19 protein-coding genes are annotated in these 16854 nt (G+C 64.0%); 12 read left to right on the forward strand and 7 right to left on the reverse strand.

From position 1 onward, the window contains the following. Positions 1-73: 73 nt before the first annotated feature. Positions 74-2272, forward strand: coding sequence for a protein kinase domain-containing protein (locus tag QCE88_RS35515; protein ID WP_309910197.1), 2199 nt, complete (start codon positions 74-76; stop codon positions 2270-2272). A gap of 68 nt (positions 2273-2340) precedes the next feature. Here the strand turns inward: QCE88_RS35515 and QCE88_RS35520 are convergent, their stop codons facing one another. Beyond that, positions 2341-2766, reverse strand: a complete 426-nt coding sequence (locus QCE88_RS35520) for a phasin family protein (protein WP_309820004.1) — start codon at positions 2764-2766, stop codon at positions 2341-2343. A gap of 318 nt (positions 2767-3084) precedes the next feature. Here QCE88_RS35520 and QCE88_RS35525 point away from each other — a divergent pair, with 318 nt between their 5' ends. Then, complete coding sequence (locus QCE88_RS35525; RefSeq protein ID WP_309910198.1) at positions 3085-3276, forward strand: DUF2964 family protein; 192 nt, start codon at positions 3085-3087, stop codon at positions 3274-3276. Between the two features lie 17 nt (positions 3277-3293). Here the strand turns inward: QCE88_RS35525 and QCE88_RS35530 are convergent, their stop codons facing one another. Beyond that, positions 3294-3677, reverse strand: coding sequence for a DUF3564 family protein (locus tag QCE88_RS35530; protein ID WP_309910199.1), 384 nt, complete (start codon positions 3675-3677; stop codon positions 3294-3296). 70 nt (positions 3678-3747) lie between these two features. On the opposite strand from QCE88_RS35530, the gene QCE88_RS35535 reads away from it, so the two are divergent. Beyond that, positions 3748-4002, forward strand: a complete 255-nt coding sequence (locus tag QCE88_RS35535) for a hypothetical protein (RefSeq protein ID WP_309910200.1) — start codon at positions 3748-3750, stop codon at positions 4000-4002. A 305-nt stretch (positions 4003-4307) separates the two neighbouring features. Here the strand turns inward: QCE88_RS35535 and QCE88_RS35540 are convergent, their stop codons facing one another. From QCE88_RS35540 to QCE88_RS35555, 4 genes are all read right to left on the reverse strand, one after another. Continuing rightward, positions 4308-4985, reverse strand: a complete 678-nt coding sequence (locus QCE88_RS35540; RefSeq protein WP_309910201.1) for a helix-turn-helix domain-containing protein — start codon at positions 4983-4985, stop codon at positions 4308-4310. Between the two features lie 75 nt (positions 4986-5060). Next, positions 5061-6389, reverse strand: a complete 1329-nt coding sequence (locus QCE88_RS35545) for an ATP-binding protein (protein ID WP_309910204.1) — start codon at positions 6387-6389, stop codon at positions 5061-5063. After that, positions 6386-7108, reverse strand: coding sequence for a response regulator (locus tag QCE88_RS35550; protein WP_309910206.1), 723 nt, complete (start codon positions 7106-7108; stop codon positions 6386-6388). The genes QCE88_RS35545 and QCE88_RS35550 overlap by 4 nt, the downstream gene beginning before the upstream one ends. 28 nt (positions 7109-7136) lie before the next feature. After that, entirely contained in the window at positions 7137-7439 is a 303-nt protein-coding gene (locus QCE88_RS35555) for an EF-hand domain-containing protein (protein WP_309910208.1), read from the reverse strand. Between the two features lie 255 nt (positions 7440-7694). On the opposite strand from QCE88_RS35555, the gene QCE88_RS35560 reads away from it, so the two are divergent. The 9 genes from QCE88_RS35560 (at position 7695) to QCE88_RS35600 (ending at position 16150) form a co-directional block, all read left to right on the forward strand. Next, complete coding sequence (locus QCE88_RS35560) at positions 7695-8048, forward strand: hypothetical protein (RefSeq protein WP_309910210.1); 354 nt, start codon at positions 7695-7697, stop codon at positions 8046-8048. Between the two features lie 207 nt (positions 8049-8255). Then, on the forward strand, positions 8256-8537 hold the full coding sequence (locus QCE88_RS35565; protein WP_309910212.1) for a DUF3303 family protein: 282 nt from the start codon (positions 8256-8258) through the stop codon (positions 8535-8537). A 203-nt stretch (positions 8538-8740) separates the two neighbouring features. Next, positions 8741-9577: a 3-keto-5-aminohexanoate cleavage protein gene (locus tag QCE88_RS35570; RefSeq protein WP_309910214.1), complete on the forward strand. Its 837-nt coding sequence runs from the start codon at positions 8741-8743 to the stop codon at positions 9575-9577. A 198-nt stretch (positions 9578-9775) separates the two neighbouring features. Next, positions 9776-10468: a GntR family transcriptional regulator gene (locus QCE88_RS35575; RefSeq protein ID WP_309910216.1), complete on the forward strand. Its 693-nt coding sequence runs from the start codon at positions 9776-9778 to the stop codon at positions 10466-10468. Between the two features lie 652 nt (positions 10469-11120). Further along, complete coding sequence (locus QCE88_RS35580) at positions 11121-12224, forward strand: ABC transporter substrate-binding protein (RefSeq protein WP_404986155.1); 1104 nt, start codon at positions 11121-11123, stop codon at positions 12222-12224. Positions 12225-12314: 90 nt separating this feature from the next. Continuing rightward, complete coding sequence (locus tag QCE88_RS35585; RefSeq protein ID WP_309910218.1) at positions 12315-13391, forward strand: ABC transporter ATP-binding protein; 1077 nt, start codon at positions 12315-12317, stop codon at positions 13389-13391. Next, positions 13388-14254 (forward strand): sugar ABC transporter permease, encoded by an 867-nt coding sequence (locus tag QCE88_RS35590; protein WP_309910220.1) that lies wholly within the window; start codon positions 13388-13390, stop codon positions 14252-14254. Before QCE88_RS35585 ends, QCE88_RS35590 begins: the two co-directional genes overlap by 4 nt. 68 nt (positions 14255-14322) lie before the next feature. After that, positions 14323-15162: an ABC transporter permease gene (locus tag QCE88_RS35595; RefSeq protein ID WP_409018302.1), complete on the forward strand. Its 840-nt coding sequence runs from the start codon at positions 14323-14325 to the stop codon at positions 15160-15162. Positions 15163-15223: 61 nt separating this feature from the next. Next, positions 15224-16150: an aldose epimerase gene (locus QCE88_RS35600; RefSeq protein WP_309910222.1), complete on the forward strand. Its 927-nt coding sequence runs from the start codon at positions 15224-15226 to the stop codon at positions 16148-16150. A 110-nt stretch (positions 16151-16260) separates the two neighbouring features. On the opposite strand, the gene QCE88_RS35605 is transcribed toward QCE88_RS35600, so the two are convergent. After that, positions 16261-16713 carry a histidine kinase gene (locus tag QCE88_RS35605; RefSeq protein ID WP_309910224.1) on the reverse strand — a complete coding sequence of 151 codons (453 nt, stop codon included), beginning with the start codon at positions 16711-16713 and terminating at the stop codon, positions 16261-16263. Positions 16714-16854: the final 141 nt, after the last annotated feature.

A 16854-nucleotide genomic window follows, 5' to 3' on the forward strand; every position in this document is an offset into this window, starting at 1 on the left:
CGAACCAGCATGAAGTATTTGTTACGACAAGTGGACTTGGCCGATCGAACAGGAGCCGCATCGCGTCGCACAGATGACAAGTTTTGCGCAAGCGATACGTACTTTTCAGAGCAACAGCGGGTCGCGCGACGAGTTCTTTGCCCGGGTTGACGGCGCCCTCGCGACCGAGCAATCCACGCCAAAGCAACTCTTGGAGATGCTCGACGAAGAGCACGCGGTCAAGCCTCTGCCCCCGGATGTCTACGCGGCCATCCGGCGCCGTGTCGACCATGCGGCGCGCATGCGTCCCGAGCTGGATTCGGACACGGGCCCCATCGGCAGCGACGAGACGCGTCTGCAAACCATGACGAGCTTCGCGCCGCCACCCATGCCGCCTTCGCTGCCCGAGCGCGATCCGAGCAGCAGCGCCGGCGGATCGGGCGCGACCAGCGGAACGAGTGGCACCAGCGGCACCGGCGGCACGTTCGGCCAGGCGACCCAGGTCAGGACCGACCACGACCAGCGCATGAAGGGCGTCGGCGACACGCTCAACAGTCGCTTCGTGCTGGAGGAGTGTCTTGGTATCGGCGGCATGGGCACCGTCTACAAGGCGCTGGACTTGCGCAAGCTCGAAGCATCGGATCGTCGCCCGTATGTGGCGATCAAGGTGCTCAATCTGCAGTTCCGCGGCAATCCGAAGTCGTTGATCGCCTTGCAGCGCGAAGCCCGCAAGGCGCAGCAACTGGCGCATCGCAACATCGTTACGGTGTATGACTTCGACCGCGACGGCCCGGTCGTCTATCTGACGATGGAATATCTCACCGGCCAGCCGCTCTCGCGTCTGCTGCGCAATCCGAATTTCAAGGGCATGCCGTTCGCCGAGATGTTTCCCATCTTCAAGGGCATGGCCAACGCGCTCGCCTATGCGCACGAGCGCGGCTTCGTCCACTGCGATTTCAAGCCGGCCAATGTGTTCCTGCTGGATACGTCGGAAGTGAAGGTCATCGACTTCGGCATTTCGCGCGTGATCCAGCGGCCCGAGGAAGAGAGCGAGGCAACCGTCTTCGATCCAGGCAGCCTCGGCGCGCTGACGCCCGCCTACGCGAGTCCGGAGATGCTGGAGCATCTCGAGCCCGACCCGCGCGACGATATCTATGCGCTCGGCTGCATCACCTATGAGCTGCTGACAGGAAAACATCCGTTCGACCGCGTGCCCGCGCAACAGGCCAAAGCCGCGGGCATGAAGCCCCAGCGGCCGGAGCATCTCGGCAACAAGCAATGGAAAGCGCTAAAGGCGGCGCTGGCGTTCGAACGCGAGGCGCGCACGCCGAGCGTCGTGCAGTTGCTGGAGGACATCAGCGACCCGCAGCCCACCACTGCGGCGACGCGCAAGAGCAAGCAGGGCGGTGCGCCGAAACTGGCGATCGGCGCTGCGGCGGCGGTGGCCGCGCTGTTGATTGCCGGTGGCGGGTATTACTACCATGAGCATGGCCAAGGGGTGACGGAAGCGGCTCATGAAGCACCGCCGCCGCCCGTCGCGCGCACTGAACCCGCAGCGCCGCCGTCAAACGGTTCGCAGGTGGCGATCACGCCCGTCCTGCCCGCGCCGCCCGCGCCGGTGCTCACGATGGCGGCGGTCACGCCCGTGCTCGCCAGCGTGCCGTGCTCGGCGCTGGTGGCTTCCGTGCATGACCAGACCGTCGACGTGCAGGGCTTCGTCTCGCAGCGGTATGGCCTCGCGCGGCTCAAGGATGCGCTCGGACGCGTGCCCGGCGTGAAGACCACCAACTTCGGCGTGCAGCAGGTCGCGGATGACAAGTGCGATCTGCTCAAGGTATTCGCGCCGTACTGGTCGGCGAATCGTCAGTCGGGACGGCCGGCCTCGGTGCATACACGATCGCAGGCGACGCGGCTCACCGAAGGTCAGCCGCTGATCGTCGATCTGATGACGCCCGGCTTCGATTCGAGCGTCAACGTCGATTACTTCACGCTCGACGGCAGCGTCGTGCATCTGCTGCCGAACCAGCGCTCGCGCGACAATCAGGCGCCGGCGAACTACACGGCGACGATCGGCTCGATGGGCGACTGGATCGTCGGCAAGCCATTCGGTTCGGAGATGATCGTATTGATGCTCGCGCCCGCGCCGCTCTTCGATGCACCGCGTCCGGACAGCGAAGCGAAGTCCGACTATCTGCGCGCAGTCGAGAAACGCCTGGCGGCGCTGGCAAACAAGTACGGGCGCGACAAGGTGGCCGTCGACATGTTCCAGATCACGACGCAGGCGAAGCAGTAACGGGAGGTCGAAGCGGGTTCCGTTCGCATGGACTCAAAGACGAGCCGAACGGAACCGCGCCGGAGGGCCTAGCTTTGAGGCTTCTCCATCGATGACTTCAATTCCTTTAAAGCATCTTCCATCCGCTTGCTGACGAGCGCATAGGCTTCGGCCTGTGTCTGCTGAGTCGTGCGCGCGATGTCCTGCATGTCGGCGAGTGCGTTGTGCAACGCGCGCTGGACGACTTCGTTGGCATTGAAGGGCGGTTGCGCCGACGTATGGGCGAACTGCTTGGCGATGCCTTCCAGATCGCTCAGGGTACGGCGCAGGATTTCAAGCTGCTTGTCGCGCAACGCTTCGATGCCGCCGAACGCGACGCGGTTCGTTGCCGCGAGTGCCTCGACGTCCTTGCGGCGCGATTCCATGATCGCGGCGACATCGAATCCCGGCAACTGGTATTGCTGGAACATGGCGGCAAACTGGCTGAACGGATCGCTGAAATTTTGATTCATCATGTCTCCCAGATTCGTTCGGTCGAGCGCGGATCCCGCTGTCCGACTGCATAAAGAGCGCGGATGACCGGGCTGTCTCACCTTGCGTGCGTCCCCAGGCCGAGGCGCCGCCGGCACCTGATACTACCAATTTAAAGGCCGATCTTGGGGCAAGGGAAAACGCCATGTAGGCGATTCATGCGGCGGCGCTCGCCATGATGCCCGCTTGATGCAGGTCAACGTGCGCCACGCCGCCGCAACGACCATGAAAGCAGGGGCAGACGGTCGCGAGCGGATCACGCCCGGACCGCGCTTCAACCGCGCGAGCAGCGGGAGCGCATCATGATCAATGGCGAAGGACGAATCGTTGCGGCGCTGGGCGCGGTGTTCGTGACGCTAGGCGGGATCCATGCGGCGCTGCGCGGACTGCTGTTCGACGAGACCGCCGTAACCTGGTACGGCGTGCTCGCCATTGTGATCGGGGCGGCGTCGTTTGTCGTGATGCTCACGCCTCTGCCAGGCGACGATCCCTGACCCTTCCGCACGCTGATTCAGCGGCCTTCTCCTCCCGCGAACACGCTGTGCTCGGCCTGGATCTGTTCACGGTCGATGCACTGCACATGCCACCGTCCGGTGCTGTGCGGGTTCGCGCCATCGGCGCCGTCGGCATACCACAGCACGCGTCCGGCGAGGCCTTCGCAGGGGCCGCCGGGTGCATCGAAGTCAAGACGTTCCAGCACGCAGATCGGCTCCTCGACGTGCTGGCCGCAGATCATCGTTCCGTTCGTTCCCGCGCGCAGTCCGCCCCAGTCAGGCACCTCGACCGCTTGGTGTCCCTCGCGCGACCAGCGGCGCGTCTCCTTGTCGAGCCACAGAATGGCGTATGCCGCGGATTGAGCGCCTTCGAAACCATCCAGCTTCACGGTGATACGCATGTCATCCTCCATGATACGAATCGATGGACATGACGCTCGGCGCAGATACGCCGGCCATGAGCGTCGTGGAATGAAAGGCGGCGTCTCGAAGCACTCGCTTCAGTGCGTTGCGCCGCGCGTATTGGTTCGGGCCTTGCGCGCCGAGGGCCGCAATCGCAATGTCAGTTTCGAACGGCATACGGCCAATAAGTTTAATGGCGCCGCATGGACAAGTTTCATCGGCGCGACGTTCGGAAAGGGAGCCTCTATCGAAAGCGCTTGCGCATTGCAGCATGGCGCAGCGCTCACGCATAAAGCAAATCCAATGCCGATAAACTTTGAATAACGCCGCGAGAACATTGGCACAGCAGTTCAAGTCTAGCCCGTCAATATGACGGCTTTCGGTAGGCATTTCGCCGCGGACAACTCAGTCACGCAAGCGGCATTGACGCCGGCGACTGCGCGCGATCCGCCCGTACTCGTGCGTGTTGCACCACGCCGGACGTCGAACGCCCCAACAGGTTGCGACCCACTCGACCCAGCGTTCCCGGCAACATCCGTGACGTGTGCGGCGCAACAATGAATGCAAAATGCATCATGCAAAGAACCAGGCGTCGTGGGCATGGCGCAATGGATCGGGCACCGTCTCCGTCAAACACGTTCCAGCCTCATGCGATCGACGATATGCAACTGCCTGCCGTTGAGGCCGATCAGGCCCTCACGTTGCAGCTTCGACAGCATCCGGCTCACGGTTTCCAGTTCGAGACCGAGATAGCTGCCAATATCGCCGCGCGTCATCGGCAGGAGCAGATCGGCGAGCGGGGTCGGCGCGTCGAGGCGTTCCGACAGGTCCAACAGGAACGCCGCGACGCGCTCACGCGCGGGCATCGTTCCCAGCATCAGCGCGAGCCGCGAGGCGCGCACGATTTCGGCGCTCATGATGGCAAGCAGTTCGTGCTGCATGGCCGCATATTCGCGGCACAACGGTTCGAGGATACCCACGGGCATGATGCGCACCACGCTGCTCTCGAGTGCGATGGCATCGCTTTCGTGTCGTCCCGTGCAGATGCCGTCGAGGCCGAGCGTTTCGTCCCGCAGATGGAAGCCGGTGACCTGGGTGTGCGGCGCGCTGTCCAGATCGTTCGCCGGAAAGGTCGCGACGCTTTTGAAGCAGCCGCTGTGCACGGTGTAGAGCGAGCGCAGCGGCTCACCCGTGGTATAGAGCGCGGCGCCTCGCTCGAGGGTGCGGGTGGGAAACGGAATGGCGTCGGCGTCGGCGAAGCGCACGTGAAGCGTGGCTGTCGCGTTGCGGTGAAGCGAGGGTTCCATGGCGCGATCCTCCTGCTGATTGCAGTATGGTTCACGGATCGCGGAAAGGACAACCCGCCGTTGCCGACCTAAGCATCAGAGTGGCAGGACGATGCGTACCTCGGCGCCGCCGCCCTCGCGCGGGCGCAGTTCGAGCGTGCCGCCATGCAGCCTGGCGATGCGCTCGACGATCGCAAGACCCAGTCCCGTGCCTTTCGGCTGGCCTTCGCCGCCGCCGCGCTTGAACGGCTGCTTGAGCGCCTCGGGATCCTGCCCGGCCAGTCCCTTGCCGCGATCCGCAATCACGACGCACACGCTCCGCGTCCGTGCGTCGGTCCAGGTGCGGACCTCAAGTCCCACCACACCGTAAAGGACCGCATTCTGCATGACGTTCATCAACATGCGCATCATGCTGATGGGACGGAACGCGAAGGGCTGGACGTCCCCGAGTTCGAGCGCGAACGTGTGCCCAAGCCCTGCAAAATCGGCCGCGAGGTTCGCGATCAGCGCATTGAGATCGCCGACGACCGGCGCCTCCTTCGCGCCGCTTCCGGCATAGTCCATGAACTGCTGCAGGATCGTGTCGATGGTCTCGAGGTAGCCCTCCGCCGACGCCGCGAACGCCGCGTCCGTCGACGGCACGGACGACATGGCCATCGCAAGACGGAGCTTGGTCATCGGTGTGCGGATGTCATGCGAAATGCCGGCGAGCATCAGCGCGCGCGTCGCATCGGCATCCCGCAACGCCGCGGTCATGCGGTTGAAGGCGTCACTGACTTCCGCGATTTCGGTCGGGCCGTCGTTCGGCAGGACGCCTGGATCGCCGCCCGCGGAGACACGGCGCGCCGCATCCGCGAGATGCGCGAGCGGGCGATTCAGGTGCCGCTGGATCACATACGCGGTGCCGGTGGCGAGCGCGCCGAGTCCGAGCGAGAGCAGCAGGGCCGTGGCGATGCCATCGCCATGGGCGGCTTCCGGAACCGGCAACGCAATCCAGCGCGGCTCGTTCGACAGATGCGCGCGGATCCACAGGCGCTGCTGACCGTCATCGCTCGTATCGCCGCTTTGCCAGCGCACCAGCAGGTCCGCAGGCAGATGACGCCGCAGGCTCTCGACAAAGGTCCGCCGCTGGTAGGTTTCATAGAAACGCAGACGGGAAACAGGTGCGAAGGGCGCGGCGCTCGCAGGCAGTTCGGCGCGCATGTCGAGATGCGACGTGACGGTTTGCGCGGCATCCGATGGCGTCGTCTTGAGCAGGGTGTCGAGGGTAACGATGTAACTCGCGAAAGCAGAGGCGGCGCGCTCGATGCGCGGCGTCTGGATGAAATGCAGCAGCACGGCGATGGCGCAGACCTGGCTCACCGCGACCAGCGCGACGAGCAACAGCACGTTGCGCGCGAAGAGCGAGCGCGGCGCGAGCTTCACGGCGTGTCCGCCTCGACTTCGGCGAGCAGCATGTAGCCGACGCCCCACACGGTCTTGATGAAGCGCGGCTTGCCCGGATCTTCCTCGACGAGTTGTCGCAGCCGCAACACCTGTACGTCGATGCTGCGGTCGAGCGCATCGTGATCGCGTCCTCGCGTGCGCGCGATGAGATTGTCGCGGCTCACCCCACGATTCGGCGACGAACCGAGCGCGTTCAGCAACTGCATCTGCGCGGAGTGGATCTCGAACGGTTCGCCATTCCTGAAGAGCAGCTGGCGCGCGAGATCGAGGCGGAACTCGCCGAAGCGAAGGACTTGCCGGGTGTGCGTCGGATCGCCCGCGGCGATCTTCTGGCGGCGCAGCAGGGCACGCACCCGCGCGACCAGTTCCTGCGGCAGGAACGGCTTGGCGAGATAGTCGTCCGCGCCGGTTTCGAGGCCGACGACCTTGTCGACGGGATCGCCCTTCGCCGTGAGCATCAGGATCGGCAGCGTCTGGCCTTCAGCGCGCAGGCGCTTGCACACCGAGAGACCGTCTTCCGGTTCCATCATCCAGTCGAGTACGAGCAGGTCATAGGGTTCGCGCTGGAGATAGCGGTCGAGCCGCTTGCCGTTCTCGACGACCCGCACCTCGAATCCCTGCGAGCTCAAAAAACGCTGCAGCATGTTGCGCAACTCGGCTTCGTCGTCGAGCACGATGATCTTCGGCAGGGCGTCCATAAGCGGGCTCCGGGCTGTCAGTCAGGGATCAACGTTGCGCCGCGTGGGCGCGCATGAACGCCTCGATTTGCGGCAGGGTGACGAAACCGTTCTTTTGCGTATCGATCTCGTCGAAATGCTTTGCCACCATCGGCATGCCGCTGGCGGCCTGTTCGCGCGTGAGTTTGCCGTCGCGCGTGGTGTTGGCATTCGAGAAGCGGGTCTGCAACTGGCCGAGCGCACGTTCGACGTGCGGGCTTGCGCCCATCGGCTGGGTGGCGGTCTGCGCAAAGGCCGGGGCCGAGGCGACGCACACAAGGCAGGCAGCAACAGCGGCAAGGATGGTTCGCATGAGTCTCTCCTTGATCGGGTGCGAATGAACAAGACAAGTGAGGCTCATTCTATTGAGCCGCGTTGCAAGCGCAATCGCGGCCGTGTCGCGAATCATGTCGCCGCATGTCATGCGCGCGGCATGGCCGGCCACGACACGCGCTGACACAAGTCATCGCTCACGGTTTGCGCGACGCTTCGCTATCGTTCTCATCGCCGGCCAACGCTTCTCTCGCGGGGCCGTTTTCAACGTCTGACGTGCATGAGGACCAACATCATGAACTTTCGCTTGCTGAGTGTTTCCGCCGTGGCCGCCGTTACCCTGACTTGCGCCAAGACCGCAGTGGCCGGTACGAGCGTACAGGTTTCCTACGTGGCGCCCGCGGTCGTCATTGCATCGCGGCCCCCGGTGTACTACTACGCGCCGCCGCCGCGGCCCCCGTACTACTACGTGCCCGCGCGCACCGTGATGGTTGCGCCGGTGTCCGCGCCGGTGGCGGTCATCGCGCCGCCGCCGAGACGGCCGGTCGTCGTCGCGCCGGTCCCGCTGCCGAGTTATGCGGTGATGCCCGCGATCAGAGTCACCTACGCGCAGCCCGTCTACCGGACGCCCGTTGTCGTGCTGCCCTGAACGCTTCTTCCGTTCGACGCAACAGGTGGCAAGAGCATAGTGCATTCGGGGCATGCTGAATGCGTAATGCAATACGCAAAATGCGTTTCACGCTTTTCTTTTCGGCCGCCTCCTATACTGGATTGATTGCATCGGCCGTGCGCCGATGCAGCCGCGCATCCGGCGCCATGCTTCCGCATCGTGGCGTTCCACCAGGAGGATCGAGCCATGCTATTCATCGTCAACTGGACGGCGCAGCCCGAAGTGGAAAGACAGGCCGCCGAGCGATTCCTCCAGACCCGCGGCGCGCCGCCGGATGGCATCCATCTGATCGGTCGATGGCATGCAATCGGCTCGATCTGGGGTATCGCCGTGTGTGAATGCGATGACATCGAACCGCTGGCCCGTTGGGCGCTCGAATGGGCCGACATCTTCATGTTCGATATCAAGCCGGCGATCACCGACGAGCAAGTCGGCAGAATGCTTGCCGAACACGCCGAGAAACAGTAGAGAGGCCACTCGGGCGGCCGTCATACGGGCTGGACAACGAACGGTCGTTTCCAACTGTCGGCGATGGACGATCTAAGGGTTTGTGTGGCTTGCAGCGTGGCAGGCCATGCTTCAGCATTCAAAAACGTACTAGATAGTTAATTTTGGATGGCGCTGCGCGACTGCATGCTCCGTCTGACGATAATGCCGCATAGGAGCGAAGCGTGACTGAAGCGAAGACCCAGGAACCTTGCGTGATTTCCGTCGCGATTACCGGATCGGTGCCGCGCAAGAAGGACAATCCCGCCGTACCCATTACGATTGCCGAGCAGATCGAAAGTACGCACGAAGCCTATGACGCGGGCGCGACGCTCGTACATCTGCATGTGCGCGACGAGGACGAACGCTCCAGTTCGGACCGTCATCGCTTTGCGGAATTGCAGGAGGGCATTCGCAAGCACTGTCCGGACATCATCATCCAGTTCTCGACAGGCGGACGCGGCCGCTCGTTCGAGCAGCGGGGCGCGATGCTGGATCTGAAGCCAGACATGGCGTCGCTCGCTACGGGATCAGTGAATTTTCCGACTATCGTGTACGAGAATCCGCCGGACTTCGTGCGCTCGCTGGCGCAGACCATGCTCGATCATCACGTCAAACCCGAGATCGAGATCTTCGATCTGGCGATGCTGTACAACACCGTCGATCTGGTGAAGCAGGGTCTGCTGAAGTCGCCGGTGCATGTGCAGTTCGTACTCGGCGTAAAGAATGCGTTGCCCGCGCGGCGCGAAATCCTCGAGTTCGAAGTCGAGCAGTTGCGCAAGAATCTCCCCGATGCAACCTGGACCGCCGCGGGTATCGGGCGTCATCAACTCGAGGTGAACCACTGGACCCTCGAAATGGGCGGCCATTGCCGTACCGGCCTCGAAGACAACGTGCGCTGGGACAAGGACACGCTCGCCAGGAGCAATGCGCAACTCGTCAGCCGGGTGGCCTCGCTATGCGCGGACTATGGCCGGCCGGTCGCGACTGCAAAGGAAGCGCGCAAACTGCTGTCGCTCTAGGCAGGCAATCGATCGGTTCTGCAAGTAACGGAGGGGCGCGCCGCCGGGCATCGGGGCGCGCCCTTTCTGTTTTCACGCAGTGCCCACACGCGTTTGCATGATGCATTTTGCATTCTTGATGCAAAACTCATCCGCCGGCTCGGAAAAAGCTGCCTTACAATCGGTGCTCCTCCCTGACAAGCGGGTCCTCGCGAGAACATGAACGAGCGCAAGGCAGCCGGTCTCGCCGACCGGATCTACAGCGACATTCTCAACCGCATCGTCGAAGGCGAATTCAAGGAAGGCGACCGGCTGCTGACGGAGCATGCGCTTGCCGAGCGTTTCGCCACGTCGCGTCCTACGGTGCGCGAGGCGCTTGCCCGCTTGCGCGCCGACGGTATCATCGTGACGCGTCGCGGTTCGGGTACCGTGGTCGGGCGTCGGCCGGATCCGGACGCACGCCGCTTTGCGCCCGTGGAAACCTTGTCCGACATCCGACGCTGCTACGACTTTCGTCGGGTGATGGAGACCGGCGCGGCCGAGCTGGCTGCGGACAAGGCCGAGGACGCGGACCTGCATGCGCTCAGGTCCGCCTGGAACCAGATGGCAGGCGCCGTCGAAGCGCAAAAAGGCATCGATGCACACGATGACTTTGCATTCCGGCTTGCCGTCGCGCGAGCGTCCAAAAACCCATTCTTCGTCACGATGCTGTCTCTCATCGAGGAGCAGATCGTCTTCAGTTCGAACCTGTCGCAGACGCTGTCGGCGCTCAACACCCTCGAACGCCACCGGCTTGCCCAGCAAGAACTACTCGAGGTGCTCCAGGCAATCGAAGCCCATGACCGGGCGAGCGCGGCGGCCGCCATGGACGCTCATCTCAGGAAAGCGCTGGAGCGCATGTTCGGCGAATGAGGCGGCTGATTTCCTGACCGACGTTGTCATACAACCTTGGCGGCTTGCGACACGGCATCTTCAGCCAGTCAAGTTGCCTGACAACCTCGTTCCAGAAAAAACGGAACGCTCAACGCTTTTTTTCAAGTCTCTCCAGACCCGACGGAAGCTTGCATCACACGTGCTGGCGCCCGTGTAACGCGTGTTTCCGTCGGCGCTTACCCTCGAAGGAAACGCGCGGAAACGCTCAAGGAAACATCCTTCGAGCGCGGTTAAACCGCCGCGAAAATGCCGGCTTGGGGTATCTCCCGAGAACCTGCCGCAAGCCGCTATCGGCTGACGAAAAGAACGCCTCTTAAGGTTTCGGTAACACGCACGCACGAGTCAATTTGCTTGACATCCTATAACCCCGTTAGCTATTTTTCAGCTTCCAGAGGCAATCAGGACGCGCGCAGAAACAAACAACCAGACAAGCCCGAATTAAAAAACACGCTGCACAGAGAAAGAATCACAAACAGGGCGGCGCACGCGCGGCAAATAACGTCGATGACGCGACCGACCCCTTCCCGACCCGTGGTTGCGAGCGAAGTGAGGAGACGACAACATGGTTTTCAAGGCAGGACTGTCAGTGAAGCTGGCGGCGGTGTGCATCGCCGTCGGCGCGGCCTTCGGCATGAGCGCGGCGCAGGCGGCCGATCCCGTGTCGATCAACATCGTGGACGTCGCAGGCAATCTGCAACTGACGCAAAAGGGCTTCGAGGCTTTCAAGGCCAAGTATCCCGACCTGGTTTCCAGCATCACCTTCACCAACGCGCCGGCGCCGCAGCTGCCCGGCAAGATCAAGGCGATGCAGGCGGCGGGGCGCTCGGACATCGACCTCGTCGTGACCGGCACCGACGCGCTCGCGGCCGGCATCCAGCAGGGCCTGTGGGAGAAGCTGCTGCCGGATCAGTCGAAGGCCTTCCCCGGCGTGCTCGACAAGTACGCGCCCGGTCCGCGCAAGATGCAGGACATAGCGCAAGGCTATGGCCTCGAAGTGACCTACATGCCCGCGGGTCCGCTGCTCGAATACAACCCGGCCAAGGTCACCGACGTCCCGAAGACCCCGGATCAGCTGCTCGCGTGGTGCAAGGCGCATCCGAACAAGCTGATCTATGCCCGTCCAGCCAACTCCGGCCCGGGCCGCACCTTCCTGATGGGCCTGCCGTATGTGCTCGGCGACAAGGACCCGATGGATCCGATCAACGGCTGGGACAAGACCTGGGCGTTCCTCAAGCAGCTCAACGACTGTGTTCCGTACTATCCGGGCGGCACCTCGGCCGTGATGAAGGAACTCGGCGAAGGCACGCGCGACATGACGGTGACCGTGACGGGCTGGGACATCAATCCGCGCGCGCTCGGCATCGTGCCCGCGGAGTTCAAGGTCGGCGCATTCGACAACATGACCTGGGTCAACGACGCCCACTACATGGTGATCCCGAAAGGCGTGCCGAAGGAAAAGCTCGACGTGCTCTACAAGCTGATGAACTTCATGCTGGAGCCCGCGCAGCAGGCGCTGACCTATGACGACGGCTACTTCTATCCGGGCCCGGCGGTGAAGGACGTGCCGCTCTCGATGGCGCCTGCGAAGAGCCAGGAAGTGATCCAGAAGTTCGGCCGTCCCGAGTACGCGAAGCTGCTCGCGGACCGTCCGCATGTCGTACCGCTGAATGCGCAGGCAATGGTCGCCGCCTTCCAGAAATGGGATCGCGAGATCGGCGCGGCGAAGACGAAGTAAGCCCGAAGCGGCCTCGATGCGGCGACGTTCCCTGCAAGGAACGTCGCCGCCTGCACCAGACACGCGCCCATCCACGGGCAGGAATTCGTCATGAAGCACACCTTTGAGCAACTGCGCCTCGACTCGGTCTCGCGCAGCTTCACCAACGCGGAAGGGCAACAGCTCGCCGCACTGAAAGGCCTCGATCTGAACATCCAGCGCGGCGAGTTCATCGCGCTGCTGGGGCCGTCGGGTTGCGGCAAGTCCACCGCGCTCAACTGCATCGCCGGGCTGCAGCCGCTGACGGGCGGCGGCATCTGGCTCGACGACAAGCGAATCGACGTGCTGCCGCCCGAGAAGCGCGGCTTCGGCATGGTCTTCCAGAACTACGCGCTGTTCCCGCACATGTCGGTGCTCGACAACGTCGGCTTCGGCCTCAAGATGCGCGGCGTGCCGAAAGCGGAAGCGATGAAGCGCGCCAAGGCCGCGCTGCAACTCGTGCAACTTATCGGCCACGACGCCAAGCTGCCCGGCCAGCTCTCCGGCGGCCAGCAGCAACGCGTGGCCATTGCCCGCGCGATCGTCATCGAGCCGCCGCTCGTGCTGATGGACGAACCGCTCTCGAACCTCGACACCAAGCTGCGCATCGAGATGCGCGCGGAGATCCGCCGCATCCACGGCAAGCTGGAGCGCGCCACGCTCTACGTGACGCACGATCAGGACGAGGCGCTGTCGATGGCGGATCGCATCGTCGTGATGAGGGAGGGCGTGGTGCAGCAGGTGGCGTCGCCGAAGGAAGTTTATTCGCGGCCGAAGAACCTGCACGTCGCCCGCTTCATGGGCTATCGCAATGTCGTCGCGGCGACCCTCGAGGGCACGCAAGGCGACGCGGTCGTCGTGAACGCAAACGGCGTGAAGCTGGTCGGCACGCCGATGGAAGGCTTCGACAGCAAGCAGGTGTCGGTGGCGTTGCGCCCCGAAGACATGGAGCGCACGGTGCCCGGCACCGAAAACGCCTTCGATGCGCATGTGGAAGTGGTCGAGTATGGCGGCCGCGATTCGCTCATCATCGTGAAGACGGCGTTCGGCCGGCTGTGGGCGCGCATCGCGGGCGAATGCACGGAAGGCGAGCGCATTGCGCTGCGCGTGGCGCCCTCGAAGATCCTCGTGTACGGAGAAGAAAAATGATCGCGCTGCCTGCACAGCCGCGCGATCCGAAGGGCTGGCTGGTCGCGCCGGCGCTGCTCTTCATCGTCGCGCTGTTCATCTACCCGTTCGCCTACGGCCTGATGCTGTCGTTCCAGCCGATGAACGGCGGCAGCATCTGGGCCAACTACATCACGTTCTTCACCGACACGTCGATGTGGCCGACCATCATCGTCACGCTGAAGCTCGCCGTGCCGGCGACGCTCATCAACGTGGGCGTCTCGGTGCCGGTGGCATTCGCGTTGCGCCGCACGTCGCCGTGGCAGAAGTTCGTCACCACGCTGCTGGTCGTGCCGGTGACGCTCGGCACGGTGCTGATCGCCGACGGCATGCTCACCTACTTCAGCCCGAACGGCTGGTTTCCGCAGGCCTTGCAGGCGCTGCACCTGTACGGCGATGAAGTGCGCCTCACGCACAACTATTGGGGCGTGCTGATCTCGCTGATCGTGTCGGGTTTTCCGTTCGCGTTCCTGCTGACCTTGTCCTACGTGACCGGCATCGACCCGACGCTCGCGCGCGCGGCCGCCACGCTCGGCGCGGGTCCGTGGCAGCAGTTTCGCCAGGTCTATCTGCCGCTGCTGCTGCCGGGCCTGACGATGACCGCGTGCCTGTCCTTCGTGCAGGCGTTCTCGGTGTTTCCGTCAGCGGTGCTGCTCGGCGCGCCGGCTGGCCCGACGCGCGTCATTTCCATCGCCGCATCGGAAGCCGCGTTCGAAAGTTATGACTATGCGCTGGCATCGACCATCGCGATCGTCATGGGCTTCGTGCAATTGCTCGTGGTGGGCGGCATGCTCGGCGCGCGCCGTTTCTTCTATACGGGTCCGGTGACCGGAGGCAAGGGCTGATGACGACCGATAACCACGCGGCGTCCGGCTGGCAGGCCGGCGCCCCGACTCAAGGCGCCACCCGTGCGATGAAACAGCAGACTAGCCTGCGTGACCGACTCTGGAAGTGCATCGTCTGGGCGACGATGGGCTTCTTCCTGCTCAATGTGCTGCTGCTGATTGCAACCGTCGCCGTCAACTCGGTGGCGACGCGCTGGTTCGGCACGCTGCTGCCGCAGGGTTTCACGCTGCACTGGTATGCGCAGGCGTGGAGCGATTTCCAGCTCTCGAGCGTGCTGCTCGTGACGCTCGAAGTGGTGGGCGCGGTGGTGCTGCTGTCCATCGTGCTCGGTGTGCCGGCGGCCTATGCGCTGGCGCGCGTGCAGTTTCCCGGCAAGCGCTTCGCCATGCTGGTGTTCCTGCTGCCGCTGATGGTGCCGCCCGTGACCTACGGCATCCCGATGGCCACGGTCATGTACAAGTTCCATCTCGCGGGCACGCTGACCGGCGTGATTCTCGCGAACCTGGTGCCCGCGCTGCCGTTCGTGATTCTGGTGATGACGCCGTTCATCGAGCAGATCGATCCAAATCTGGAATCGGCCGCACGCATTTTTGGTGCGAACACATTCCGTTATTTTCGTTACGTGCTGCTGCCGCTGCTCGTGCCGGGGATGCTCGCGGCGGGACTGCTGGTGCTGGTGCGCACCATCGGCATGTTCGAACTCACGTTCTTCACCGCCGGGCCGACCACGCAGACGCTGGTGGTCGCGCTGTACTACGCGGTGTTTTCCACAGGCGTGCGCGCGCCGCAATCCATCGACGCCATGGCGATGATCTACATGGCGATCACGATGGTCTGGGTGCTGATCGCGCTGCAGTTCGTGAGCCCGACGCAGCTCGTGTCGCGCGTGAAGGAACAGAAACAGTGACCGTGACCGATGCCGACGCCGCCGCGCCGGCTTCTCCCGACGAAGCAGCAACGTGACGAACATGCGTGAAGTCGTGACACTCGAGGCCGAGCCGAAGCTCGTCCTCTCCAGCGGGCCGCATACGCTGGAGATCGCGCCACAGGCCGGCGGGCGCGTTACGCGCTTTGTCACCGCCGATGCACTCGGCGTCCAGGAATGGCTCGCGCCGGTGACGGAAGCCCGCTGGCCCTGCGACGCGTGGCCGAAGGGCGGAAGCTATCCGCTCGTGCCGTTCTCCAACCGGGTGCGCGACGCGCGCTTTACCGGACCGGACGGCTCGCCCGTCGAGCTGGCGACGTTTCCCGGCATGCCGCACGCGCTGCATGGCTTCGGCCAGTTCGCGGCGTGGCAGGTGGAACTGCACGAGCCGGATTGCGCGGTGCTGCGCTTCGTGCATCGCGCGGACGAGCATGGCTGGCCGTGGGCGTTCGAAGCAGTGCAGCTGATCGAGGCCACGCCAGAGGGCGCGCGTCTGTCGATGCGCGTGTTGAACCGTTCATCGCTGCCGATGCCGGTCGGTCTGGGTTTTCATCCTTATTTCGCCGCGCGGGAGGCAGAGGTCGAAGCGAGCACGCTGTGGCGCCATGAAGCCGAGATCGCGGTCGGACCGGCCAGCGAAGCGCCGCCCGGCCGGCACACACGCGAGATGCAGGGCTACACGCGTTATCTGAGCGGCTGGAACGGCCGCGCGACGCTCCATTACGCGCACGGCCGCACGCTCACCCTCGCGGCCGGCGACGCTTTGAGCCACGTCGTCGTCCACTGTCCGGCCGGGGCGGGCTATCTATGCGTCGAGCCGGTCTCGCACGTCAGCGACGGCTTCAATCTCGCGGCGCGCGGCGTGGGCGGAACGGGCGTCGCGGTCATCGAGCCAGGTAGTGAAATACGGGCGTCGCTCGCGATGGCAACCGGCGTGACCCCGGCCCCATGCGACGGCGGCGGCGCCTGACGCGCGCTTCCACGGAGGTCCGCACGCGCGAGGCGTTCGCCGGCAACAGACCTCCAGCCACAAGACAGGCAACGCAGGCAAGCGGGTTCATGCGACACCTCCGACAAACATCAACGCCTGAGCGGCGTAGAAAAGAACGCTTCGACCATATCGACGATGCGCCAGGTCGCGCACGGCCGGCGGCAATGCGCGTCGAATCCGGCGTCCTTGAGCATCTGCACGGGGTCGGCGGGCCAGACGTTGCTCATCGCGACGAGCAGGCGCCCGGTCATCTCCGAATCCATCTGGAGCGTGCGCAGGAAGACATAGCCGGAGTCGCTGTCGAGGCTGGTGTCGAGCAGCAGCGCGTGCGGCTGCCAGCTGCCGACCAGCGCGCGGACGGATTTGAGATCCTGCGAATGGATGACCTGCAAGCCTTTGAGCCGAAGTTGCACGGCGAGCGAATCGCCGATCGACTTGTCCTTGTGAGCGATCAGCACGCGGCGTGAAGCGTCGCTGGTGCGGGCCCGCTTGATTCGCCACAACGCGAACTCGCTCTCGCTGGGCGCTAGACGGCTTGACATCTCATCCTCCTGATCGTTATTTGATGGGGTTGATTCGATGCCGCCAGTTTCGACCGCACGTGCTTATCGCTCAACCCGGCACGGGAAGGGGCGTTCAGAGATTTTGGGGGACTGCCGAATGGATCCCTGCGAAAGGGGGGT

It is taken from the genome of Caballeronia sp. LZ035, from assembly GCF_031451175.1.
Classification (GTDB): Bacteria; Pseudomonadota; Gammaproteobacteria; order Burkholderiales; family Burkholderiaceae; genus Caballeronia.